Origin of the sequence: Nocardioides lianchengensis (assembly GCF_900101465.1) — a bacterium.
GTDB classification, from domain to species: domain Bacteria; phylum Actinomycetota; class Actinomycetes; order Propionibacteriales; family Nocardioidaceae; genus Nocardioides; species Nocardioides lianchengensis.
The window spans coordinates 168,711-191,255 of sequence record NZ_FMZM01000010.1; the positions used below are offsets into that span (position 1 = coordinate 168,711).

General features: G+C 71.2%; 29 protein-coding genes. 6 read left to right on the forward strand and 23 right to left on the reverse strand.

The annotated features are described in order from the left end of the window. Positions 1–27: 27 nt before the first annotated feature. A complete protein-coding gene (locus tag BLT76_RS18350) occupies positions 28–522 on the reverse strand; it encodes a GNAT family N-acetyltransferase (RefSeq protein WP_090859458.1) in 495 nt (164 codons plus the stop codon). Positions 523–557: 35 nt separating this feature from the next. On the opposite strand from BLT76_RS18350, the gene nucS reads away from it, so the two are divergent. From nucS to BLT76_RS18365, 3 genes are all read left to right on the forward strand, one after another. Further along, positions 558–1,244, forward strand: a complete 687-nt coding sequence (nucS, locus tag BLT76_RS18355) for an endonuclease NucS (RefSeq protein WP_090859460.1) — start codon at positions 558–560, stop codon at positions 1,242–1,244. 65 nt (positions 1,245–1,309) lie between these two features. Next, entirely contained in the window at positions 1,310–1,681 is a 372-nt protein-coding gene (locus tag BLT76_RS18360) for a hypothetical protein (RefSeq protein WP_090859462.1), read from the forward strand. A 5-nt stretch (positions 1,682–1,686) separates the two neighbouring features. After that, complete coding sequence (locus tag BLT76_RS18365; RefSeq protein ID WP_211753054.1) at positions 1,687–2,010, forward strand: DUF952 domain-containing protein; 324 nt, start codon at positions 1,687–1,689, stop codon at positions 2,008–2,010. Here the strand turns inward: BLT76_RS18365 and BLT76_RS18370 are convergent. Together BLT76_RS18370 and BLT76_RS18375 are read right to left on the reverse strand one after the other, a co-directional pair. Beyond that, positions 1,953–3,065, reverse strand: a complete 1,113-nt coding sequence (locus tag BLT76_RS18370; RefSeq protein WP_090859465.1) for a sensor histidine kinase — start codon at positions 3,063–3,065, stop codon at positions 1,953–1,955. The genes BLT76_RS18365 and BLT76_RS18370 overlap by 58 nt on opposite strands. A gap of 9 nt (positions 3,066–3,074) precedes the next feature. Beyond that, on the reverse strand, positions 3,075–3,986 hold the full coding sequence (locus tag BLT76_RS18375) for an FAD-dependent oxidoreductase (protein ID WP_090859467.1): 912 nt from the start codon (positions 3,984–3,986) through the stop codon (positions 3,075–3,077). Between the two features lie 72 nt (positions 3,987–4,058). Here BLT76_RS18375 and BLT76_RS18380 point away from each other — a divergent pair, with 72 nt between their 5' ends. Next, the gene (locus BLT76_RS18380; RefSeq protein WP_090859469.1) at positions 4,059–5,117 is read left to right on the forward strand and encodes an alpha/beta hydrolase; all 1,059 of its coding nucleotides are present in this window, start codon (positions 4,059–4,061) and stop codon (positions 5,115–5,117) included. On the opposite strand, the gene BLT76_RS18385 is transcribed toward BLT76_RS18380, so the two are convergent. The 6 genes from BLT76_RS18385 to BLT76_RS18410 all read right to left on the reverse strand — a co-directional run bounded on the left by BLT76_RS18385 (position 5,114) and on the right by BLT76_RS18410 (position 9,692). Then, positions 5,114–5,638, reverse strand: a complete 525-nt coding sequence (locus BLT76_RS18385) for a ferritin (protein WP_090859471.1) — start codon at positions 5,636–5,638, stop codon at positions 5,114–5,116. The genes BLT76_RS18380 and BLT76_RS18385 overlap by 4 nt on opposite strands. A gap of 32 nt (positions 5,639–5,670) precedes the next feature. Then, the gene (locus tag BLT76_RS18390) at positions 5,671–5,859 is read right to left on the reverse strand and encodes a hypothetical protein (protein ID WP_090859473.1); all 189 of its coding nucleotides are present in this window, start codon (positions 5,857–5,859) and stop codon (positions 5,671–5,673) included. Between the two features lie 65 nt (positions 5,860–5,924). Beyond that, the gene (locus BLT76_RS18395; RefSeq protein WP_139175673.1) at positions 5,925–6,482 is read right to left on the reverse strand and encodes a hypothetical protein; all 558 of its coding nucleotides are present in this window, start codon (positions 6,480–6,482) and stop codon (positions 5,925–5,927) included. 70 nt (positions 6,483–6,552) lie between these two features. Further along, a complete protein-coding gene (locus BLT76_RS18400) occupies positions 6,553–7,146 on the reverse strand; it encodes a histidine phosphatase family protein (protein WP_090859477.1) in 594 nt (197 codons plus the stop codon). A 4-nt stretch (positions 7,147–7,150) separates the two neighbouring features. Next, complete coding sequence (locus tag BLT76_RS18405; RefSeq protein ID WP_090859479.1) at positions 7,151–9,154, reverse strand: protein meaA; 2,004 nt, start codon at positions 9,152–9,154, stop codon at positions 7,151–7,153. Between the two features lie 229 nt (positions 9,155–9,383). Then, positions 9,384–9,692 (reverse strand): STAS domain-containing protein, encoded by a 309-nt coding sequence (locus BLT76_RS18410; RefSeq protein WP_090859481.1) that lies wholly within the window; start codon positions 9,690–9,692, stop codon positions 9,384–9,386. Positions 9,693–9,843: 151 nt separating this feature from the next. Between BLT76_RS18410 and BLT76_RS18415 the strand changes: the two genes are divergently transcribed. Beyond that, positions 9,844–10,419: a cob(I)yrinic acid a,c-diamide adenosyltransferase gene (locus BLT76_RS18415; protein WP_090859482.1), complete on the forward strand. Its 576-nt coding sequence runs from the start codon at positions 9,844–9,846 to the stop codon at positions 10,417–10,419. 1 nt (position 10,420) lies between these two features. After that, positions 10,421–11,365 carry a lytic transglycosylase domain-containing protein gene (locus tag BLT76_RS18420; protein ID WP_090859484.1) on the forward strand — a complete coding sequence of 315 codons (945 nt, stop codon included), beginning with the start codon at positions 10,421–10,423 and terminating at the stop codon, positions 11,363–11,365. On the opposite strand, the gene BLT76_RS18425 is transcribed toward BLT76_RS18420, so the two are convergent. The 14 genes from BLT76_RS18425 to BLT76_RS18490 form a co-directional block, all read right to left on the reverse strand. Next, entirely contained in the window at positions 11,362–11,649 is a 288-nt protein-coding gene (locus BLT76_RS18425; RefSeq protein ID WP_090859486.1) for an Rdx family protein, read from the reverse strand. The two genes, BLT76_RS18420 and BLT76_RS18425, sit on opposite strands and share 4 nt — an antisense overlap. A gap of 1 nt (position 11,650) precedes the next feature. Further along, positions 11,651–12,841 carry an MFS transporter gene (locus BLT76_RS18430; protein WP_090859488.1) on the reverse strand — a complete coding sequence of 397 codons (1,191 nt, stop codon included), beginning with the start codon at positions 12,839–12,841 and terminating at the stop codon, positions 11,651–11,653. A 37-nt stretch (positions 12,842–12,878) separates the two neighbouring features. Next, a complete protein-coding gene (locus BLT76_RS18435) occupies positions 12,879–13,322 on the reverse strand; it encodes a DUF2550 domain-containing protein (RefSeq protein ID WP_090859490.1) in 444 nt (147 codons plus the stop codon). Positions 13,323–13,449: 127 nt separating this feature from the next. Beyond that, a complete protein-coding gene (locus tag BLT76_RS18440) occupies positions 13,450–13,845 on the reverse strand; it encodes a F0F1 ATP synthase subunit epsilon (RefSeq protein ID WP_090859492.1) in 396 nt (131 codons plus the stop codon). Continuing rightward, on the reverse strand, positions 13,845–15,302 hold the full coding sequence (atpD, locus tag BLT76_RS18445) for a F0F1 ATP synthase subunit beta (RefSeq protein ID WP_090859494.1): 1,458 nt from the start codon (positions 15,300–15,302) through the stop codon (positions 13,845–13,847). The genes BLT76_RS18440 and atpD overlap by 1 nt, the downstream gene beginning before the upstream one ends. Before the next feature lie 5 nt (positions 15,303–15,307). Beyond that, positions 15,308–16,237, reverse strand: a complete 930-nt coding sequence (locus BLT76_RS18450; RefSeq protein ID WP_090859496.1) for a F0F1 ATP synthase subunit gamma — start codon at positions 16,235–16,237, stop codon at positions 15,308–15,310. Positions 16,238–16,244: 7 nt separating this feature from the next. Next, entirely contained in the window at positions 16,245–17,888 is a 1,644-nt protein-coding gene (atpA, locus tag BLT76_RS18455; protein ID WP_090859498.1) for a F0F1 ATP synthase subunit alpha, read from the reverse strand. A gap of 47 nt (positions 17,889–17,935) precedes the next feature. Beyond that, entirely contained in the window at positions 17,936–18,748 is an 813-nt protein-coding gene (locus tag BLT76_RS18460; RefSeq protein ID WP_090859501.1) for a F0F1 ATP synthase subunit delta, read from the reverse strand. Further along, entirely contained in the window at positions 18,748–19,299 is a 552-nt protein-coding gene (locus BLT76_RS18465) for a F0F1 ATP synthase subunit B (RefSeq protein WP_090859503.1), read from the reverse strand. Before BLT76_RS18465 ends, BLT76_RS18460 begins: the two co-directional genes overlap by 1 nt. A gap of 37 nt (positions 19,300–19,336) precedes the next feature. Further along, complete coding sequence (gene atpE, locus BLT76_RS18470; protein ID WP_056908071.1) at positions 19,337–19,540, reverse strand: ATP synthase F0 subunit C; 204 nt, start codon at positions 19,538–19,540, stop codon at positions 19,337–19,339. A 60-nt stretch (positions 19,541–19,600) separates the two neighbouring features. Beyond that, positions 19,601–20,452, reverse strand: coding sequence for a F0F1 ATP synthase subunit A (atpB, locus tag BLT76_RS18475; RefSeq protein ID WP_244509474.1), 852 nt, complete (start codon positions 20,450–20,452; stop codon positions 19,601–19,603). Positions 20,453–20,495: 43 nt separating this feature from the next. After that, a complete protein-coding gene (locus BLT76_RS26430; RefSeq protein WP_244509475.1) occupies positions 20,496–20,657 on the reverse strand; it encodes an AtpZ/AtpI family protein in 162 nt (53 codons plus the stop codon). 117 nt (positions 20,658–20,774) lie between these two features. Then, entirely contained in the window at positions 20,775–21,272 is a 498-nt protein-coding gene (locus BLT76_RS18485; RefSeq protein ID WP_090859508.1) for a hypothetical protein, read from the reverse strand. Positions 21,273–21,395: 123 nt separating this feature from the next. Beyond that, on the reverse strand, positions 21,396–22,544 hold the full coding sequence (locus BLT76_RS18490; protein ID WP_090859510.1) for a glycosyltransferase family 4 protein: 1,149 nt from the start codon (positions 22,542–22,544) through the stop codon (positions 21,396–21,398). Between the last annotated feature and the right edge of the window lies 1 nt (position 22,545).

Here is a 22,545-nt window from a genome sequence, read left to right on the forward strand (position 1 = left end):
TGCTGCCAAAGATGACCGGTGAGTAACTTAATTAGTGAGCGACGTCACCATCATCAGTCGTGGGCCGTGCTCCAGCAGGCCCATCCGCTCCTCCGTGCGCTGCGCCGCGCGGTGCCAGTGCTCCAGCCGCTCGAGCTCGCGGAACCCGAGCCGCTCGTAGAACGGCGCGTTCCACGGCACGTCGCGGTAGGTGCTGAGGGTCAGCCGGCGGTGGCCGCGCGCCCGGGCCTCCGCCTTCGCGGCGGCGACGAGCGCGGTCCCGATCCCCTGCCGCCCGTGGTCCCGTCGTACGGCGAGCAGCTCCAGGTGGGCGTCGCCGTCGATCTCCAGGACGTGCGCGAAGCCGACCGGCGGACGAGCGGCCACCAGCAGGAAGCCCGGCTCGAAGGCCCGGTCCTGCCCTGGCGTCGGAGGGTCCCACGGCGGGTTGCCGAACCGCTCCAGGAAGAGCTCGTCGGCGTCCGCCTCGATCCCGGCCAGCAGGGGGAGGTCGGCGGCCCGCGCGGGGCGTACGTCGGTCACGCCGCCACCGTAGGCGACCTGTAGATTCACCGCCCGTGAGAATCGTCGTCGCGAAGTGCCAGGTCGACTACGCCGGGCGGCTGACCGCCCACCTCCCGATGGCCACCCGGGTCCTGATGATCAAGGCGGACGGGTCGGTCCTCGTCCACTCGGACGGCGGCTCCTACAAGCCGCTCAACTGGATGTCACCGCCCTGCACCCTGCGTGAGGGCACCACCGAGGACGGCGTCGTCGAGTGGACGGTCACCAACCCCAAGACCGACGACACCCTGCGGATCCTGCTGACGGAGATCCTCAGCGACTCCAGCCACGACCTCGGCGTCGACCCGGGCCTGCAGAAGGACGGCGTCGAGAAGCACCTGCAGGAGCTGCTCGCCGAGCACCCCGCCACCCTCTCCCCCGGCCTGACCCTCGTACGTCGTGAGTTCCCCACCGCGATCGGCCCGGTCGACCTCATGTGCCGCGACGGCGAGGGCGTCTCCGTCGCCGTCGAGATCAAGCGGCGCGGCGAGATCGACGGGGTCGAGCAGCTCACCCGCTACCTCGAGCTGCTCAACCGCGACCCGCTGCTCACCGGCAACGGGGCCGTGAAGGGCATCTTCGCCGCCCAGGAGATCAAGCCCCAGGCCCGCGTGCTGGCCACCGACCGCGGCATCGCCTGCGCCGTCGTCGACTACGACGCGCTGCGCGGGCTCGACGACCCCAGCCACCGGCTGTTCTGAGGGGCATCGTCGCTCGTCCACAGCCGTGGCGGATCCACTGGCGACTCCCGCCCCCTCGACGTAGCGTGACCGGCATGACGAGCGAACCCAGCCTCACCCGCCGGGTGACCCGACTCGAGAACGACGTCGAGGCGGTCTATGAGCTCATCACCGACATCAGGTCGGTCCAGGACGAGCACAGTCGACGGTTCGAGCAGGTCGACGCACGGTTCGACGGCCTTGAATCCCGCTTCGACAGCCTCGAATCCCGCTTCGACGGCCTTGAATCCCGCTTCAGCGGCGTCGAATCCCGCTTCGGCAGCCTTGAATCCCGCTTCAGCGGCGTCGAATCCCGCTTCGGCAGCCTTGAATCCCGCTTCAGCGGGGTCGAATCCCGCTTCGACGGGGTCGAGGCCACGCTCGCCGAAGTCGTCCGGCGCTTGCCCGAGCCCGGCTGAGCCGCGTGCTGATCTACCACGTCGCGACCGCCGCCGACTGGGTCGCGGCGCAGGAGGCTGGCACCTACACGACCTCGACGTACGGCGTGAGCCTGGCGCAGGAGGGGTTCATCCACGCCAGCCGCGAGGAGCAGTGGCCCGCCGTGCTCGAGCGCTTCTACGCGGAGGTGATCGAGCCGCTGGTGCTCCTCGTCATCGACACCGACCGGCTCGACGTACCGCTCGTCGAGGAGGCTCCGGCGCCGGGGGTGGAGGAGACCTTCCCCCACCTCTACGGCGCGCTGGATCCCGCGTCGGTGGTCGACGTGCGGCCGTTGGGCGCGGAGTAGGGCAGCTCGACGCGGAAGGTCGTCCCGACTCCGAGCCGGCTCTCGACGCTCACGTCCCCGCCGTGTGCCTCGACGATCTTGCGGACGATCGAGAGCCCCAGCCCGGCGCCCTGTGCGTGCGCGGCCACGGCACTGGGGGTCCGGTAGAGCCGGTCGAAGATGCGGGAGGTCTCCTCCTCGCGCAGGCCCACGCCCGTGTCGGCCACCTCGAGCCGCGCCCCGCCGTCCGTCTCGGCGACGAGGACCCGCACCTCGCCGCCCGAGGGCGTGAACTTGAGGGCGTTGGTGAGCAGGTTCTCGACCACCTGGACCAGCCGGTAGAAGTCCCCCGATACCGGACGCACCGGCCCGTCGGCCTCCAGCCCCAGCCGTACGCCGGCCTCCGCGGCGGCCGCGCGCTGGTCACCGACCACGCGGCGGGCCAGCGCGGCCAGGTCCATCGGCTCACGCACGATGCGCAGCCGGTCGCCGTCCAGGAAGGCCATCGTCAGCAGGTCGTCGACCAGCCGCATCTCGCGGGCGGCGTTGCGCTCGATGACCGAGACCAGACTGCGGGCGGTCGGTCCGAGCTGGTCGGGACCGAGGTCGGCCAGCAGCTCGGTGTAGCCGATGATCGAGGTGAGTGGGGTGCGCAGCTCGTGGGAGACCGTCGCGATCAGCTCGTCCCGCAGCCGGTCGGCCTCCTCCTGGATCCGGCGCCGCTCGGTGATGTCGCGGATGGCGGCGGAGACCATCACCCCGTCGTCGGTCTCCAGCGGTGAGAGGGAGACCTCGACCGGGACCTCCCGACCGTCGTGGTGCAGGACGGCCAGCTCGTGGTTGCCGGTCGACCCCGGACCCGGGCTCTCGAGGAAGCGCTCGGCGCCGCGCCGGTAGCGCTCGGGCAGCAGCACGTCCACCGACTGCCCGACGAGCTCGTCGCTCGACCATCCCAGCACGTGGAGCATCTGCCGGTTGGCGAGCACCACCCGCGCCTCGCCGTCGACGATGACCGTCGCGTCGGGAGCGGCGTCCAGCAGCTTGCGGAACAGGCTGGCATCACCGGCGATGGCCACGTGTGAAGCCTAGGCCATGGCCTCGGCGAGGCCGGCCACCTCGTCGGCGCAGCCCCACGACAGTGTGACGCCGGCGCCGCCGTGCCCGTAGCAGTGCACGACGCGACCGACCCGCTCGAGCCGGACGGCCGGACGCGCGGGCCGCAGCCCGACCCTGTGCCGCAGCACCCGGGCCCCGGCCAGCTCCGGCACCAGCCGCGCGGCCCGCTCGAGGATGGCGGTGGCGGTCTCCGGCGAAGGCGTGCGGCTCCAGTCACCCTCCTCGTCGGTGCCGCCGACGACCACGTGCCCCGAGAGCGGTACGACGTAGGTCGGCCCCGCCGAGTCGAGCCACCAGCGGTCCAGGCCCCACTGCTCGAGCACCACGACCTGCCCGCGGACGGGGGTCACCGACAGGTCGGCGCCCAGCAGCCGCGCCCCGAGACCCGAGCAGTTGACCACCAGGTCGCCACCCTCCGGCAGACCCCGGACGTTGAGGCGGGTCAGGGTGCCGCCGAGGTCGAGGACCCGGGCCCGCAGCCAGTCCAGGTGCACCGGCATCTCGACCACGGGCGTGGTGAACGACCAGCCGTCGTCGTACCCCGGCGGGAGGCCGGTCGCCCGCTCCAGGCCGGGGACCGCAGCGGCCCACCACGGCTGGACGCGGGGCTCGGCGAGCACCTCGGTCCCGGGGACCATCCGGACCCCGGTCGCGTCGTCGGCGGACAGCTGCTCGAGGACCTCGAAGGTCCGACTCGCCCAGGCCGCGACCCGGTCGGGCGGGAAGGCGCGGTAGGGGTACCAGAGCGCCGCCGCCACGGCCGAGGTCGTCTCCCGGGGCAGGTCGCGCGCCACGACGTCGACGCGGTGCCCGGCCTCCAGCAGGCGCGCCGCGCAGGTCAGCCCCACGACGCCCGCTCCCACCACGATCACCCGGCTCACGCCTGCAGTGTGGCAGGCCGGGCGTCGTCCAGGTCACAGCGTCGGACCTCGGAGCGGGGGTACTACTGAACCATGTTCAACAACCTGCGCGCGCAGATGCTCCTGCTCGGCCTGGTCGGCGGGCTGCTGGTCGCCCTCCCCGCAGCCCCCGCGACCGCGGCCGATCGGGCCCGCACCCCACGGATCGTCTCGCAGGCGGTCACCTTCCCGGTGGTCAACCGGGGCCCCGGGTGGTGCGCCGCCGACGGCGGGACCCATCAGGTCCGAGGTCGCCTCGTCGGCACCCGCGCGGCCGTCGAGGGCCGCACCGGCGCGCGCCGGCTCAACGTCCTGGTCCACGATTTCGCCGCCGGCTCCTGGTTCTGGCACCTGCGCAGCCACCCGGCCTACGACTACGCGACCCAACTGGCCCGGCGCGGTGAGGTCTCGCTGGTCCTCGACCGGCTCGGGTACGGCGCCAGCCCGCTCGCCGACGGTCGCGCGACCTGCCTGGGCGCCCAGGCCGAGATGCTGCACCAGGTGGTCCAGCGGGTCCGGTCCGGGCTCTACTCCTTCTCCCCCGACCGCGGCACCCGGCCCCTGCACGCAGCCAGCGTGGTCCTGCACGGCCACTCGGTCGGCGCCGCGATCGCCCAGCTCGAGGCCGGGACGCACGACGACGTCGACGGGCTGGTGCTGATGTCGTGGGCGGACTCCGGCGCCTCGACGCGAGCGGTCCGCGCGGCCTCCGACCAGGTGTCGACCTGCCTGCGCGGCGCGGACTACGCGACGTACGGCGGTGACGCTGCGGCGTACCGGGCGCTGATGTTCCGGACGGCGCCGGCGGCCGTCCAGCGCAGCGCCGTACGACGCCGCAGCGCGGATCCCTGCGGCGACGCCACCAGCCTCGCCCCGGCACTGCTCCCGTCGGCCCTGGCCGCTCGGAAGGTCGACGCCCCGGTGCTGCTGCTCGTCGGCAGCGCGGACGTCCAGGTCCGCCCGGGCGCGGCCGAGCGCCAGGCCCGGTCCTACCCGCGCGACGTCGCGGTCACGACGCGCACCATCCCCGGCGCCGCGAGCGCACTCCCGCTGGAGCGCTCGGCGCCGGCGACCCGCCGGACCGTGCTGCGCTGGCTGCGGGCCTTGCGCTAGGCCCCGGCGACGCGCGGGGCGGTCGGGTCGGCGCCCTCGCCACCCTGCTCGCGGGCGACGTACTCCTCGATGTCCTCGACGTCGTCGAGGTTGCGGTTCACCACCGCGAGCAGGTCGGTCATGGTGGCGACCTCCTCGACCTGCTCCTTGATGAACCACTGCATGAACTGCTCGGAGGCGAAGTCGAACTCCTCGCGGGCGATCCGCAGCAGGCCGTTGATCTGCTCGGTGACCCGCTTCTCCTGCTCGAGGGCGAGCGCGACGGGCGCGGCGACGTCGGCGAAGGTGGCGATCGGTGCCTCGACGCCCGGGATGACGACGTCGGCGTCGGTGTCGAGGAGGTACTGGACCATCATCATCGCGTGGTCGCGCTCCTCGAGCGCCTGCGCGTAGAAGAACGCGGCCATCCGCGGCATCGTCAGCGCGTCGTAGTAGACCGCGCAGGCGAGGTACTGGTTGTGGGCGGAGAGCTCGTTGCCGATCTGGACGTTGAGCTGCTCGGCGAAACGGGCGGCGGGCATCGGTGCTCCTAGCAAGGACGGGAGGTCGGGGATCAGGCGGCCTTGGCCAGCTTCTTCTTGCTGACCTTCTTGCCGTCCAGTCGGACGAGCTTGCGCCTCTTGACCGTATACCCGTCGGGCAGCGTGCCCTCCTTCAGCATCCGCAGCGGGCACCGACCGCACTTCGACTTCGAGACGCAGCACTCCACCTTGGGGAGCTTGGTCTTGGTCTTCTTGCCCACGCTGGCATCGTACGCGACGTCCCTTAGGTGTGCCTTGCCTTCGTGACGCGCGACACGGGGGCGGGTCAGGCCCGCTCGCCGACGAGGGTCAGCAGGTCGACCGTCAGCTGCCGGACGTCGTCGGCCGGCAGGTCCTCGGCCTGCAGCACGGACACCTGGACCGTCGTCCCGCCCACCAGCACGGCGCCGCCGCCCTGCTGGTTCTCCCCACCCAGAGCGGTGCCGACCGCGACGAACGCGTCGTCCCCGACGCCGCCCAGGGTCTCCGCGGTGGCCCCGTCGAGCACGCCCGTGACCCCCTGCCGGGTGCCGTCCATCCCGCCGGACCCCTCGTCGTACGGCGTCGCGACGATGCTCGCCGAGACCGCGCGCGGGTCCTCCTGGTTGAACGAGCAGCCCCCGCCGGGCACCTCGGTCGTCGTCACGGTCGCGCCGAGGACCTCCCCGACGTCCTCGGCCGAGACCAGCGAGCAGACGTCGACCAGCTCGGACGAGCCGGACCCTCCGTCGGCAGGCGAGTCTGCCGAGGACGACCCGGACGACCCGGACGATTCGTCACCGCCACAGGAGGTCAGGACGGCGAGGGCGGCGGCGAGGGCCAGGGCAGGGAGGGTACGGCGCATGCCGCGACCGTAGGGACCGGTCACCCCGGGGGTCTGTGGCCCGAACGGGCCATGGCGCTGCGGGTCGACCTCAGTCCAGCCGCAGGTGCTCGGTGGCCACGGACCAGGTCGCCCCGGCCCGGACCAGATCGACGTACCCGCCACCACCGAGCAGCAGGTCCCAGGCCGATGCGCGGGGACGACCCACCAGGACCGGGACGGTCGCCATGATCGCGCCGCCGTGGCTGACCACCAGGGCGGTGCCGCCCTCGTGCCGGTCGGCGACCTCCTCGAGCACGGCGCGCACGCGCGCGACCACCCCCGAGACGGCCTCCCCGCCGGGGATGGTGGCCTCGTCGTCACCGCCGACCCACCGCTCGAAGACCGGCCCGATCACCTCGGTCTCGCTCCCGTCGGTGCCCGCGAGCGAGCCGACGCCGTACTCGCGCAGGCCCTCGCGGACAGTCACCTCGACGCCCAGCACGCCGGCGGCGAGCTCCGCTGTCTGCACGGCCCGCGAGAGCGGGCTGCACCAGACCGCCTCGACGCCCTCCGACCGGAGCCGGCCGCCGAGGGTGCGGCCCTGGCCCCGCCCCTCCTGCGTGAGGGAGCCGCCGTCGTCGGTGACCAGCTCGGTCTCGTAGTCGGCGAGACCGTGCCGGGCCAGGAGGATCCGCGCCGCCATCGGGTCAGTCCAGCCCGTTGGCCCGGCGGATGACGTCGACGATGCCGCCCATGATCTCGGTGAGCCCGAAGTCCTTCGGCGTGTAGACCGCCGCCACCCCGGCCTCGCGGAGCCGGCGCGCGTCGGAGTCGGGGATGATCCCGCCGACGATGACCGGTACGTCGTCGAGGCCCGCCGCGCGGAGCCCGTCGAGGACGGCGGGGACCAGCTCCATGTGGGAGCCGGAGAGGATCGACAGCCCGACGCAGTGCACGTCCTCGGCCACGGCCGCGGACACGATCTGGTCGGGGGTCAGCCGGATGCCCTGGTAGACGACCTCGAAGCCCGCGTCCCGCGCCCGTACGGCGACCTGCTCCGCACCGTTGCTGTGCCCGTCGAGGCCGGGCTTGCCGACCAGCAGCCGCAGCCGGCCGCCCAGCTCCTCGCCCGTCTCCCGGACCCGCTCACGGACCGCGGCCAGCTCCGCGCCGGCCTCGGCCACGACCGCGCCACTGACGCCGGTCGGGCCGCGGTACTCGCCGAACACCTCGCGCAGCGTGCCGGCCCACTCCCCCGTCGTCGCGCCCGCCCGGGCCGCGACCAGGGTGGGACCCATCAGGTTCGCCTCCGTCTTCGCGGCCGCCGCCAGCGCGGCGAGCGCCTCGGCGACCTCGGCCTCGTCCCGCTCGGCCTTCCAGGCCTCGACGCTCGCCCGGGCGGAGTTCTCCGCCTCCGGATCGGCGGCCATGATCGCGCCGTCCAGGTCGGCGGTCAGCGGGGACGGCTCGGTGGTCTCGTACTTGTTCACGCCCACGATGACCTCCTCGCCGGACTCGATCCGCGCGCGGCGGGCCGCGTGGGAGGAGACCAGCTCGGACTTCATGTACTCGACGGCCGCGATCGCACCGCCCATCGCCTGCACCCGGTCGATCTCGGCCTTGGCGCCCGCCACCAGCTCGGCGACCTTGGCCTCGATCACGTGCGAGCCGTCGAAGATGTCGTCGTACTCGAGCAGGTCGGACTCGAAGGCCAGCACCTGCTGCAGCCGCAGCGACCACTGCTGGTCCCACGGGCGCGGCAGGCCGAGGGCCTCGTTCCAGGCGGGCAGCTGGAGCGCACGGGCCCGGGCGTTCTTCGAGAGCGTGACGCCCAGCATCTCCAGCACGATGCGCTGGACGTTGTTCTCCGGCTGGGCCTCGGTCAGGCCGAGCGAGTTGACCTGGACGCCGTACCGGAAGCGGCGCATCTTGGGGTCCTGCACGCCGTACCGCTCGCGGGTGATCTCGTCCCACAGCTGGACGAAGGCCCGCATCTTGCAGGTCTCCTCCACGAAGCGCACGCCCGCGTTGACGAAGAACGAGATGCGGCCGACGACCTTCTCGAAGTCGCCCTCGTCGACCTGGCCCGAGTTCTTGACCTGGTCGAGGACGGCGATCGCGGTGCTCAGCGCGTAGGCGAGCTCCTGCGCCGGCGTCGCGCCGGCCTCCTGCAGGTGGTAGCTGCAGATGTTGATCGGGTTCCACTTCGGGATCCGATGGACCGTGTAGGCGATCATGTCGGCGATCAGCCGCATGGAGGCCTCGGGCGGGAACGCGTAGGTCCCGCGGGAGAGGTACTCCTTGATGATGTCGTTCTGGGTCGTGCCGGCCAGCTGGGCGGCGACCTCCTCCGGGGTGCTGTCCGGGTTCTGCTCCTCGGCCACCACCTGGTACATAGCGAGCATCCACATGGCGACCGCGTTGATCGTCATGGAGGTGTTCATCCCCGTGAGCGGGATGTCCGCGAAGAGCTTGCGCATCTCGCCCAGGTGCGGGACCGGGACGCCGACCTTGCCGACCTCACCCCGCGACATCACCGAGTCCGGGTCGTAGCCGGTCTGCGTGGGCAGGTCGAAGGCGACCGAGAGCCCCGTCTGCCCCTTGGCCAGGTTGCCGCGGTAGAGCGCGTTGGACGCCTCCGCGGTGGAGTGCCCCGCGTAGGTGCGCATCACCCAGGGACGGTCGCGAACCGGTCGAGCGTTCTCGGTCATGGGACGAGAGTAGGACGCAGGCTACCGATTGGTAACCGTCCGGCGTGTGGTCAATCCGACAGTGTCAGCCCCTGTCCCCCCGCGCTGACCCGTCACTGGATGTCCTGATTCGTCGGCGTGTCGGCGCCGGATCGACGGTTCGCCCAGAGGTACGACGGCGTCCGCTCAGCGACCCGTCAACGGCGGCACGACACGCCGACGAATCAGGACATCCAGTGACGGGTCGGCGTCAGGCGGGGGTGGCGGCTCGCTCGACCTCGAGGACGCGGATCATCCGGGTCATGTGCAGCAGGCGCCGTACGGCGGGCCGGCAGCCGCGGAGCGTGAGGTGGTGACCGTCGCGGGCTGCCTGGCGGGTGGCGACGCCGAGGACCTTCAGCGCGGTGAGGTCGATCGAGTCGACCCCTGAGAGATCGACGACGACGTCGCCGTCGTGGAGGGCCAGCAGCTCGTAGAGCGCGTGGCGAACCTCCATCGTGCTGCGGACGTCGAAGTCACCGGCCAGCACGAGCGTCGACCCGTCCGTCTCGATGTCCATCGCAGCCTCCCGCGGCGCCAGGGTGTGGTCCTTTACCCACAATGACGCGCGGCACGACCGTTCGGTTGCACCGAGCACCGAACTTTCTTGCTCGTGTCGGTCGTGACTTCTTCAACCACCGTCCGCTCGGGTCCGTCGCTACCCTCGGCGCATGGTCAACCTCACCCGCATCTACACCCGCACCGGCGACGGCGGGGAGACCCGGCTCGGAGACATGAGCACCACGACGAAGAACGACCTGCGCCTGCACGCGTACGCCGACGTCGACGAGGCGAACGCGACCATCGGCCTCGCGCTGGCCGTCGGGAGCGTCGAGGACGACGTCGTCACCGTGCTCACCCGGGTGCAGAACGACCTCTTCGACGTGGGTGCCGACTTCTGCACCCCGGTCGTCCCCGACCCCGAGTACCCCCCGCTGCGCATCGAGCAGGAGTACGTCGACCGCCTCGAGGGGTGGTGTGACCACTACAACGAGGACCTGGAGACGCTGCGCTCCTTCATCCTCAGCGGCGGCACGTCCGCCGCCGCGCACCTGCACGTCGCGCGCACCGTCGTACGACGGGCCGAGCGGTCGGCCTGGGCCGCCTTCGAGGTGCATCACGACACCATGAACAAGGTGGCCATCACCTATCTCAACCGGCTCTCCGACCTGCTCTTCATCCTGGCCCGGCACGCCAACCGGGCGCAGGGCGACGTGCTGTGGGTGCCGGGCGGCGAGCGGGGCTGACGTGGCCCGGTTCCTCGGCCCGGTCGTCGCGCTGGTCCTCCTCGTCGGCTGCGCCTCGGCCCCGACGCCGGACGCCCCCGAGCAGGACGTCACGCCGTCGGCCTCGGCGACGCCGGACGCCGCGGCCGCGGAGCGCCGTACCGGGCTGACGCCACCGGCGGTCGCCCGGTCACCGCGCGAGCTGGCCGACCGTCTGCTCGCCGCCGAGCGGACCACTCGCAGCGCGAGGACCGGGGACGCCGAGGTGGCCGCGGCGGCGTTCGAGAGCCAGGTGCTCTACCGCCAGCTCGCGCGGCGGGAGGCCTGGCGGCGCCCGGTGGGCCGGTTGCTGCCCCGCTGGCTGCGCGCCACCGCGCGCGCCCACGTCGCCGCTCGCCGCGACTTCCGCGGGATGCACCGCTCGCTGTCACGGACCCTGCCCGCCTGGCGCATCGTCGCCCCCGTGAGCGAGGCGGACCTGATGTCCTTCTACCGCCAGGGCGAGCGGCGCTTCGGGGTCCCGTGGGAGGTGCTCGCCGCGGTCAACCTCGTCGAGACCGGCTTCGGCCGGATCCGCGGTACGTCGGTCGCGGGCGCCCGGGGGCCGATGCAGTTCATGCCGGCCACCTGGCAGGCGTACGGGCGCGGTGACATCGACGACCCGCGGGACTCGATCCTCGCGGCGGCCCGCTACCTGGCCGCCAACGGCGGCGGGCGCGGCCGGGTGGCCGAGGCGCTGTACGCCTACAACCGGCACCCGGCGTACGTCCGCGGCGTGCAGGCGTACGCCGGGATCCTGCGGGCCGCGCCCGAGGCCTTCGGCGGGCTCTACCACTGGCAGGTCGTCTACCTCTCCGCCCGCGGAGACGTCTGGCTCCCCACCGGGTACGACCGGGAGCGACCGTTGCGGGTGGACCGCTACCTGCAGCGCCACCCCGAGCGACTGCTCGACACGCGGACCGACTAGTCGTCGGCCGCGCGGTCGGCGTGTCCCAGCGACCTGTCCGGGGCCACGAGGTCGCGCACCCGCCGCTTCAGCTCGGTGATCTCGGGGAAGCCGCCGTCGCGCTTGCGGTTCCAGACGGGCTCGCCGTCGACCTCGACCCGGAACACACCCCCGGTCGTCGGTGCGAGGGCCACCTCACCGAGCTCGTCGGCGAAGGTGGTCAGCAGCTCGCCGGCGTACCACTGCGCGCGCAGCAGCCAGCGGCACTGGGTGCAGTAGGTGATGAGGACACGAGGCGCGGGCACGTCAGCCATTCTCCGGTACGACGGGCCGCGCCGCGGACGCGCTGAGGAATGCGGGGACCATCAGCACCGCGACGACCAGCAGTGCGTCCAGCGTGCCGACCTGGTCGCCCACCAGGCCGAGGAGCGGCGGGCCGGCGAGGAAGGCGCTGTAGCCGATCGTCGACACGACGCTGACCCGGGCGGCCGAGCGGCGGCTGTCGTCGGCGGCGGCGCTCATCCCGACCGGGAACCCGAGCGACGCGCCCAGCCCCCAGACCAGGATCCCCAGCGCGACCACCAGCGGGTGCGGACCGAGCACGACCAGCACGATGCCGACGGCGGCCGCAGCAGCGGTCGCCCGCAGGACGGGCACCCGGCCGAAGCGGTCCAGGACGACCGGACCGAGCAGCCGCCCGGTGGTCATCGCGCAGACGAAGACCGAGAACCCCGCGACGCCGACCCAGTGGCGGACGTCGTACCCGTCGATGAGCGCGAGCGAGAGCCAGTCGTTGGCCGTGCCCTCGACCAGGGCGAACGCCAGCACCATCGCGCCGATCGCCAGCGTCCGGGACTCGGTCCAGGCCGAGGCGGCGCTGCCGGACGGCTCGGCGTGGTCGACCTCGGCCGGCAGGAAGCGGCGTGACGTGATCACGGCGAGGATGAGTGCGACCAGGGCGACGGCGCCCAGGTGCAGGACCAGCGGTACGTCGGCCGCCGCCATCGGGATCCCGATCGCGGCGCCGGCGATCGACCCGAAGCTCCAGCCCGCGTGGAAGCGGGGCATCACGGTGCGCTGGAGGCGACGCTCGACCTCGGCCGCCTCGACGTTCATCGCGACGTCCCAGATCCCGATGCCGATGCCGTGGACGAACAGGCCGACCGCCGCCAGCGGTACCAGCTCGAGAACGCCCGCGCCGAGCGAGGCGAGCACCAGCCCGCACGCGTCGAAGGCCGCGCCCAGGCGCACCACGGTGGCCGCGCTCGAGCGCTGGATGAGCGCCCCCGTGGTCGGCAGGGTCAGCACCGAACCGGCCGCGATCGCGAGGAGCAGCAGGCCGAGCTGCCCGTTGCCGAGGTCGAGGTGCTCGCGCACCGCCGGGATGCGGGAGACCAGGGTCGCGAAGAGCAGGCCGTTGAGCGCGAACGACAGCCCGACGGCGTTGCGCGCGGGGATCACGTCGACGGCCACGCCGCCCAGTCCATCAGAGGCCATGGCCACCGCGACGGGTGGGCCGCCGGATGAGCGGGAGCTAGCGCTGGTCCCAGTCGGTGCCGGGCGGCCGGGCCTCGAGCCAGGCCTGGAAGCCCGTCAGCGACGCCGTGCTCATCGCCAGCTCCAGGTCACCGTCGCGGGTGCTGAGCTCGATGACCAGGTGGTCGGGGTAGAGCGAGATCTCCTCGGGCCCCTCCGGGACCCGGCGTCCGTCGAAGGAGAGCTCGGCCCGGCTCCAGCAGGCCTTGGGCCGGGCGGACAACGAGAAGATGCGGAACCACTCCAGGGTCTCCCCGGAGTAGCGGCCCAGCCCCAGAAGCCAACCGCGCCCGGCCCTCGTGGACCGGACGCGGTAGCTGAGCTCGAAGGTGCCGCCGTGGCGCGAGATGACGCGACGACGGACGATCAGGGCGACGCCGTACACCAGGAACAGCCCGAGCAGCAGTCCGGCCCCGTCCAGCAGCCACTGCCACACCGGCATTCCGTCCCCCTTGCACCGGACGCGACCCGGCGATCGCTCGCGGGCTCACCCTAGCGGGCGATGGACGCACGAACGCGGCCGGGTCCGGCGTACCGGACCCGACCGCGCTCGGGGGTGAAGCGGTTGTTCAGGAAGCCTTCTCGACGGCCCGGATCCGGGCCTCGGCGAGCCGGATCCGACGCTCGGTCTCGTCCGGTACGTCGAGCTCGCCGGACCGAGCCGCCTCGAGCTCCGCACGGGCCTCGTCGACGTTGATCTCGCTGGCCAGCACCGAGCGCTCCGACAGGATCGAGACCCGGTCGTTGGCGACGGAGAGGAACCCGCCGTCGACCGCCGCGACGACGACGTCACCGTCGACCTCGGCGATCTCGACGACCGCCTCGGTCAGCAGGGACAGCATCGGCGCGTGCCCGCGCAGCACGCCGACGTCACCCTCCACCGTCCGTGCGATGACCATGGTGGCCTCGCCCGACCAGACCGTGCGGTCGGCCGCGACGAGCTCCACCTGAAGGTTGTCAGCCATCAGAGACCCTTCTGGATCTCGGCCCACTTCGCCTCGACGTCGTCGAGGCCACCGCACATGAAGAACGCCTGCTCGGCCACGTGGTCGTAGTCCCCGTCGGCGATCTTGTTGAACGCCTCGATGGTGTCCTTGACCGGGACGGTCGACCCCTCGATGCCGGTGAACTGCTTGGCGACGTAGGTGTTCTGCGACAGGAACCGCTGGATGCGGCGGGCGCGGGACACGATGATCTTGTCCTCTTCGGACAGCTCGTCGACACCGAGGATGGCGATGATGTCCTGGAGCTCCTTGTTGCGCTGCAGGATCTGCTTGATCCGGATGGCGCAGTCGTAGTGCTCCTGCCCGATGTACTGGGCGTCGAGGATCCGCGAGGTCGACGTCAGCGGGTCCACCGCGGGGTAGATGCCGAGCGACGCGATCTCACGGGAGAGCTCGGTCGTCGCGTCCAGGTGGGCGAACGTGGTCGCCGGCGCCGGGTCGGTGTAGTCGTCCGCGGGGACGTAGATCGCCTGCAGCGAGGTGATCGAGTTGCCTCGCGTCGACGTGATCCGCTCCTGGAGCTGACCCATCTCGTCGGCCAGGTTGGGCTGGTAGCCCACGGCGGAGGGCATCCGACCCAGCAGGGTGGAGACCTCGGAGCCGGCCTGGGTGAACCGGAAGATGTTGTCGATGAACAGCAGCACGTCCTGGTTCTGCACGTCGCGGAAGTACTCCGCCATCGTCAGCGCGGACAGCGCCACCCGCAGCCGGGTGCCCGGCGGCTCGTCCATCTGGCCGAAGACGAGCGCGGTCTGACCGAGAACGCCCGCCTCCTCCATCTCGGCGATGAGGTCGTTGCCCTCACGGGTGCGCTCACCGACGCCGGCGAACACCGACACACCGCCGTGGTCCTTGGCGACGCGGGCGATCATCTCCTGGATGAGCACGGTCTTGCCGACGCCGGCACCGCCGAACAGGCCGATCTTGCCGCCGTTGACGTAGGGCGTCAGCAGGTCGATGACCTTGATGCCGGTCTCGAACATCGTGGTCTTCGACTCGAGCTGGTCGAAGGCCGGCGCCTTGCGGTGGATGCCCCAACGCTCGGTGACGTTGTACTCCTCGCCCTCCTCGAGGTTGAGGACGTCACCGGTCGCGTTGAACACGTGACCCTTGGTGATGTCGCCGACGGGGACCGTGATCGGCCCGCCGGTGTCGAGGACGGAGGCGCCGCGCACCAGGCCGTCGGTCGACTGCATCGAGATGGCGCGGACCATGCCGTCACCGATGTGCAGCGCGACCTCGAGGATCAGCGTCTTGGTCTCGCCGTTGAGCTCGAGCTCGACCTCGAGCTTGTTGTACATGTCGGGCATCGCGTCCGCGGGGAACTCGATGTCGACCACGGGGCCGGTCACGCGGGCGATCCGACCGGTGCTCCCGGCGCCCGAGGCCTGGTCGGTCTCTTCAACAGTGGCAGTCATGTCTCTCACTCACTCCCGGCGTTGGCGTCGGCCAGCGCGTTGACGCCACCGACGATCTCGCTGATTTCCTGGGTAATGCCGGCCTGGCGGGCCTGGTTGGCGATGCGGGTGTACTTCTTGATCAGCTCGTCGGCGTTGTCCGTGGCGGACTTCATCGCCTTCTGCCGGGCGGCGAGCTCGGAGGCCGCCGCCTGCAGGAGGGCGAAGAAGATCCGGCTCTGGACGTACTGCGGGAGCAGCCCGTCGAGCACCGCCTCCGGCGACGGCTCGAACTCGTAGAGCGGCAGCACCTCGGACGCGCCGGGCTTCTCCCCCGGACCACCGTCCTCGGCCTCGACGACCTCGAGCGGCAGCAGCCGCACCGCGGTCGGCTCCTGGGTGAGCATCGAGCGGAAGCGCGTGTAGACCACGTGCACCTCGTCGACGTCGCCGTCCTCGCCCTGCTCCTTGAGGAAGGACTCGATCAGCGCGTGCCCGATCTCCGCGGCCACGTCGTACGACGGCTGGTCGGAGAAGCCCGTCCAGACCCGCACGACCGGGCGGCTACGGAACTTGAAGTACGCCTCGCCCTTGCGACCGGTGATGTACCAGTCGATCTCCTTGCCCTCCTCGCGGAGCCGCTCGGCGAGCCGCTCCGCCTCCTTCAGCACGCTGGAGGAGTAGGCACCGGCGAGACCACGGTCGCTGGTCACCACGAGGACGGCGGCCCGCTTGGGGTTCTCCTCCTCGCGGGTCAGCGGGTGGTCGACGTTCGAGAACGTCGCGACGGCCGAGACCGCACGGGTCAGCTCACGGGCGTACGGCGCTGCCGCCTGTGCCCGCTGCTGCGCCTTGATGATGCGAGACGCAGCGATGAGCTCCATGGCGCGCGTGATCTTCTTCATCGACTCCGTCGACTTGATCCGCGCGCGGTACTCACGCAGCGATACAGCCATGGTGTCGTCAGCCCCGCTTCTGCTTGACGATCTGCTCCTGCTCGAGCTCCTCGTCCTCGAGGGCCTCGGCCTGGGCCTCGTGACCGACCTTGATCGAGCCGCCGTCCGACGTCTCGAACTGGTCGAGGAACGAGGTGTAGGCGTCCTCGAGCGAGGAGGCCGTGTCGTCGTCGAACTTCAGCGACTCACGGATCGCGGCCAGGATGCCCTCGTGCGAGCGGCGCAGGTAGTCGAGGAACTCGTTCTCGAAGCGCAGCACGTCGTCGACCGGGACCTTGTCGAGGCGACCGGTGGTGCCGACCCACAGGGAGACGGTCATCTCCTCGACGGGGTACGGCGAGTACGCCGGCTGCTTCAGCAGGGCCATCAGCCGCTGACCGCGGTCGAGCTGCTGGCGCGAGGCCGCGTCGAGGTCGGACGCGAACATCGCGAACGCCTCCATGGCACGGAACTGGGCCAGGTCGACCTTCAGCGAGCCGGTGACGGCCTTCATCGCCTTGGTCATCGCCGAGCCACCCACGCGGGAGACCGACACACCGACGTCGATCGCCGGGCGCTGGTTGGCCGCGAACAGGTCCGACTGCAGGAAGATCTGGCCGTCGGTGATCGAGATGACGTTGGTCGGGATGAACGCCGAGACGTCGTTGGCCTTCGTCTCGATGATCGGCAGGCCCGTCATCGAGCCCTTGCCCATCTCGTCGGAGAGCTTCGCGCAGCGCTCGAGGAGCCGGCTGTGCAGGTAGAAGACGTCACCCGGGTAGGCCTCGCGGCCCGGCGGGCGACGCAGCAGCAGCGACACGGCGCGGTAGGCCTCGGCCTGCTTGGTCAGGTCGTCGAACACGATGAGGACGTGCTTGCCCTCGTACATCCAGTGCTGGCCGATGGCCGAGCCGGTGTAGGGGGCGAGGTACTTGAAGCCGGCGGAGTCGGACGCGGGGGCGGCCACGATGGTCGTGTACTCCAGCGCGCCGGCCTCCTCGAGGGCGCCACGCACGGAGGCGATGGTGGAGCCCTTCTGGCCGATGGCGACATAGATGCAGCGGACCTGCTTCTCCGGGTCGCCGGTCTCCCAGTACTGCTTCTGGTTGATGATCGTGTCGATCGCGACCGTGGTCTTGCCGGTGGCGCGGTCGCCGATGATCAGCTGGCGCTGGCCGCGGCCGATCGGCGTCATGGCGTCGATCGCCTTGATGCCGGTCGCGAGCGGCTCGTGCACCGACTTGCGCTGCACGACCGACGGAGCCTGCAGCTCCAGCGCGCGACGACCGCTGGTCTCGAGGTCGCCGAGGCCGTCGATCGCGTTGCCGAGCGGGTCGACGACGCGACCGAGGTAGCCGTCACCGACGGGCACCGAGAGCACCTCGCCGGTCCGGCGGACCGTCTGGCCCTCCTCGATCTTGTCGAAGTCACCGAGGACGACGGCGCCGATCTCGCGGGTGTCGAGGTTCAGGGCCAGGCCCAGCGTGCCGTCCTCGAACTCGAGCAGCTCGTTCGCCATCGCCGAGGGCAGTCCGCTGATGCGCGCGATGCCGTCACCGGCCTCCGCGACCGTGCCGACCTCTTCCTTGCTGGCCGCCTCGGGCTGGTAGTCGGCGACGTACTTCTGCAGCGCGTCGCGGATCTCCTCCGGACGGATGGAGAGCTCCGTCATCGTTGTGCCTTCTCTCTTGTCTCTACTGACGTCTGGGTGGTGTGGGGTCAGCCCACGAGCCGGCGGCGGGCGTCGTCGAGACGGCTGGAGACCGTCCCGTCGATGACGTCGTCGCCGATCTCGACACGGATGCCGCCGAGCACGCTCGGGTCGACGACGAGGTTGAGGTGGACCGGGCGGCCGTACTGGGTCGACAGCGCCTGCTCGAGGCGCCCCCGCTCCGCGTCCGACAGGTCCCGGGCGACCCGGACGGTGGCGACACCCTGTCCGTGCACCTCGGCCGCGATCTTCTGGTACTCGTTCAGCGCAGCGCCCACCGTGCGGTGGGTGCCCGAGAGCGACTGCACGGCGAGCGTGACGGTGGCCGGGAGGGCCTTGCCGTCGAGCAGGCCGTGGAGCAGCGAGCTCTTGTCCTGGATCGACCGGGCGGGGTCCGAGAGCGCGTCGCGCAGCTCGGGGTTCGCCTTGACGACCTGGGCGAAGGCGAACAGCTCGTCCGAGAGCCGCCCGCCGTCCTGACCCGCGGACCGGACCACGGCGACAGCACCGAGGTGCTCGAGCGTGTCGGCGAGGTCGCGCGCCGCCGTCCAGCGGCTCGACACGGCCTTCGTGAGGACCCCGAGGGTCCCCCCGTCGACCTTGCCCGCGAAGACCTGCTGGACCAGCCCGGCCTTGGCCTCGGCCGGGATCGAGCCGTCGGTCGCGAACCGTCGCAGTGCCCCTTCGGAGCGCAGCGTCGCCGCGACGGAGAACAGCTCGTCGCCGACCGTGGACGCCGACGATCCGGCGCCGGAGAGCACGCTCTCCAGCTCAGTGGTCAGCGCCGCGAGGGCGTCGGCCGAGGCACCGCGCAGGCTCATCAGTTGACCCCGCTCCCGGGCGTGCCGGCCTCGAGGTCGGCGAGGAACCGCTCCACGACGCGCGACTGACGCTCGTCGTCGTCGAGGCTCTCGCCGACGATGCGGCCGGCCAGGGTGGTGGCCAGGGTGCCGACCTCGGCGCGCAGGGAGGTGACCGCCTGCTGGCGCTCCGCCTCGATCTGGGCCTTGCCGTGGTCGACGATCCGCGCTGCCTCGGTCTGGGCCTGCTCGCGCATCTCGGCGACGATCTGGGCACCCTGCTCACGCGCTTCCTCACGGATGCGCGCGGCCTCGTGCCGGGCGTCGGCGAGCTGCTTCTCGAGCTCGGCGAGCTTGGCGTCGGCCTCGGCCTGCTTGGTCTCGGCCGCCGCGAGGCCGCCTTCGATCGCCTTGGTGCGCTCGGTGTAGATCTCCTCGAACTTCGGCGCCACGAACTTGCTGACGGCGAAGAAGAGGATGCCGAACACGACGAGCGAGAGAACGATCTCGACGGTGTGCGGGAGCAGCGGGTTCAGCTCACCCGCCGCGAGGGGGACGAGTTGTGTCTGCATGGGCAGGTCCTTCCGGGTCCTACGTCAGTGGGACCGGTCAGAGGACGAACGCGAGGGCGATACCGATGATCGCGAGCGCCTCGGCGAGCGCGAAGCCCAGGATGGCGATCGACTGCAGGCGGCTCTGGGCCTCCGGCTGACGGGCGACACCGCTGATGTAGGCGGCGAAGATCAGACCGATGCCGACACCGGGGCCGATGGCAGCCAGGCCGTAACCGATCATGTTGAGGTTGCCGTCCACGGCGATTTCCTTTCGGTTGTTTCTACTTCAGAGGGGTGAAGCTGGGTGGTGCGGTGGAGATCAGTGCTCGTCCGCGAGCGCGCCCTGGATGTACATGGCGTTCAGGAGGACGAAGACGTAGGCCTGGAGGAACTGGATCAGGATCTCCAGGAAGGCGACCAGGGCGAAGAGCACCCAGGCCAGGACGCCGACCGGCGCGTAGGCGCCACCCATCTCGACGATGAGGTACTCGCCACCGAGGGCGAACAGGATCAGCAGGAGGTGGCCGGCGAACATGTTGCAGAACAGTCGCAGCGCCAGGGTGACCGGGCGGACCAGGATGTTCGACATGAACTCGAGCGGGACGAGCAGGAGCAGCATCGGGCCGCCGATGCCCGAGGGCACGCACTGCAGCTTCAGGTAACCGAGGAAGCCGTGCTTGCGGATGCCGACCGCGTTGTAGATGACCCAGCTCAGCAGCGCGAGGCCGTAGACCATGCCCGAGCGCGAGAACGTCGGGAACTGGATGAACGGGATCGTCGCGAACAGGTTGTTCAGCAGGATGAAGAAGAACAGCGTGAAGAGGTACGGCACGAACCTCGCGAAGTCGTGGCTGCCGATGATGTCGCGGCCCAGCGAGTTGCGGGCGAAGCCGTAGGCCTCCTCGCCGACGAACTGCAGCTTGCCGGGGACCATCGCGCGCTTGCGGGACGCGAGGTAGAAGAAGACGAAGACGAGGACGCCGGCGAGGACGATCTGGAGCATCGGCTTGGTGACGCCGGCGACGAAGTCCTGGCCGAACATCGAGAAGGTGTCGTGGCCACCGCCGATCGCGGGGAGGTCGAAGTCCGCCGGACCGGGGGCGTGGAAGGACTCGCCACCCGAGCCCTCGCCGCCTTCGCTGCGGATGATGACGCTGCCGATGCCGCTCACCGTGTCTCCTGTGTCTGTGCTGCTACGTCGGTCGCTGCTGAATTCACTGCTTGCCGCCGTCCTGCGGATCGTCGTCCGGGATCTGGAAGCGCTTGTAGGTCTGGTAGGTGCCGAGCGCGGCACCCGCGATGATTCCGATCGCCACCAGGAACGACGTCCCCAGCCAGCGGTCGAGCCCCCAGCCGATCAGGCCGTACAGCAGCACGCCGGAGACGAGGTACCCGAAAGCGTTCCAGGGGTCGCCCTGGGGCCGGTTGGGGTCGCGTTGCCCTGCGGGGGGTTCGTGCGGAGCCATCGCGAACCGGACAATAGCAGTCGGACTTCATGCTCGATCACCCCCCTGCTCCGGGCGCCCACGACCGGCCGCCACCGGCTCCGGGGACTCCCCCGCCGGGAGGTCGTAGGCCGGGATCCGCATCCGGGTCGTCAGGACCACCTGGGCCGTCAGCCACACGAAGGTCCCGACGATGACGACGCCCGCGAGCCACTCACGGTCGAGGGTGTCGTCGAGCAGGCCCGAGCCGGACAGGGCGGCGAAGACCAACCCCATCAGCACGACCTGGAGCGTGTAGGTCAGCAGCGCGACCATCAGCGAGGCCGCCGGCATCACGGTCGCGACGACGTTGACGACCGTCGAGCCGAAGCCGATGACCGCGAGCACGAGGGCGGTGCCGACGAGGGCGCCGTACGCCGCGGCCGAGCCGGCCGTCAGCGCACCCGCGAGGGCGCCGACGAGACCCAGCGACAGGGCCGCGAGAGCCGCGAGCAGCAGGACTCGTGTCCCGCTGGCGCGTGGGTCCTTCTTCGACTCGGTCGTCATCTCGGCGGCCCGTCCATGGAGGTGTGCGGCGTGCTGATCAGTGGTGCAGGCGGCCCGGCGGGGCCGCTCGTGAAAACTATCACAAAGTCTCCGCAGCCCTGAACTCGAACGATCCAAGACCCCTCAGGGGTCGACCGGCTCGTCGAGCGCCTCGAGGACCTTGGGCTTGTGCAGGACCGGCAGCGCGAAGGTGAGCACGACCGTCACGGCCGTCATGACCGCGAGCGAGACCCACATGCCCACTCCCTCGTACAGGCTGGCCAGGACCGTCCCGAAGGCCACCAGCGCGGCCCACAGCCACATGATGACGACCGCGCGGCGCTGGGAGTGCCCGATCTCCAGTAGCCGGTGGTGCAGATGCTGCTTGTCCGGGGCGAACGGCGAGCGACCGGCACGGGTACGGCGTACGACGGCCATCACCAGGTCCAGCAACGGGACCAGCAGGATCGAGACCGGGAGCAGGACGGGGAGCAGGGTCGGCAGCAGGCTGGCGGTCGCGCCCGCGCCGCCCTGGCTGAGGTCGGAGCTGGAGAACTGGCCGGTGAGGGTGATCGCGCTGGCCGAGAGCACCAGGCCGATGAGCATCGAGCCGCTGTCGCCCATGAAGAGCCGGGCGGGGTGGAAGTTGTGCACGAGGAAGCCGATGCACACACCGGCCAGGGCCACGCTCAGCAGGGCGGCCGTCGTCGCGCGCGGGGCGCTGTTGAGGCGGGTGAGCTCGTAGCAGAAGACGAAGAAGGCCAGCGCGCCCACCGCGACGACGCCGGCGGCGAGACCGTCGAGACCGTCGACGAAGTTCACCGCGTTGACCGTCGCCACCACGATGAACCCGGTCAGCAGGGCCCCCTGGGCGGCGTCGACGGTGTACTGCTGGCCGTCCCAGGTGAAGAAGTAGTACTGGATCTGGTAGCCGATGAGGAACGCCGCCGCCAGCACCTGGCCGCCGAGCTTGGTGAGGGCGTCCAGCTCGAAGAGGTCGTCGAGCACCCCGACCGCGCAGATCAGGGCGCCCGCGATGAGGACGACCCCGGCGTCGCGGAAGACCAGGGGGCCGGCGCCCGACAGGAACGGCAGCTCGCGGGCCACCAGGTAGGCCGCCACCAGACCGCCCAGCATGGCCAGGCCGCCGAGGTACGGGATCGGCTCGGCGTGGACGTCGCGGTCGCGGACCTTCGCGACCGCACCGGTGCGGAGCGCGATCTCGCGCGCGACCACCGTCAGCAGGTAGGTGACAGAGGCGGCGACGAGGAAGACCAGGATGTACTCCCGCAAC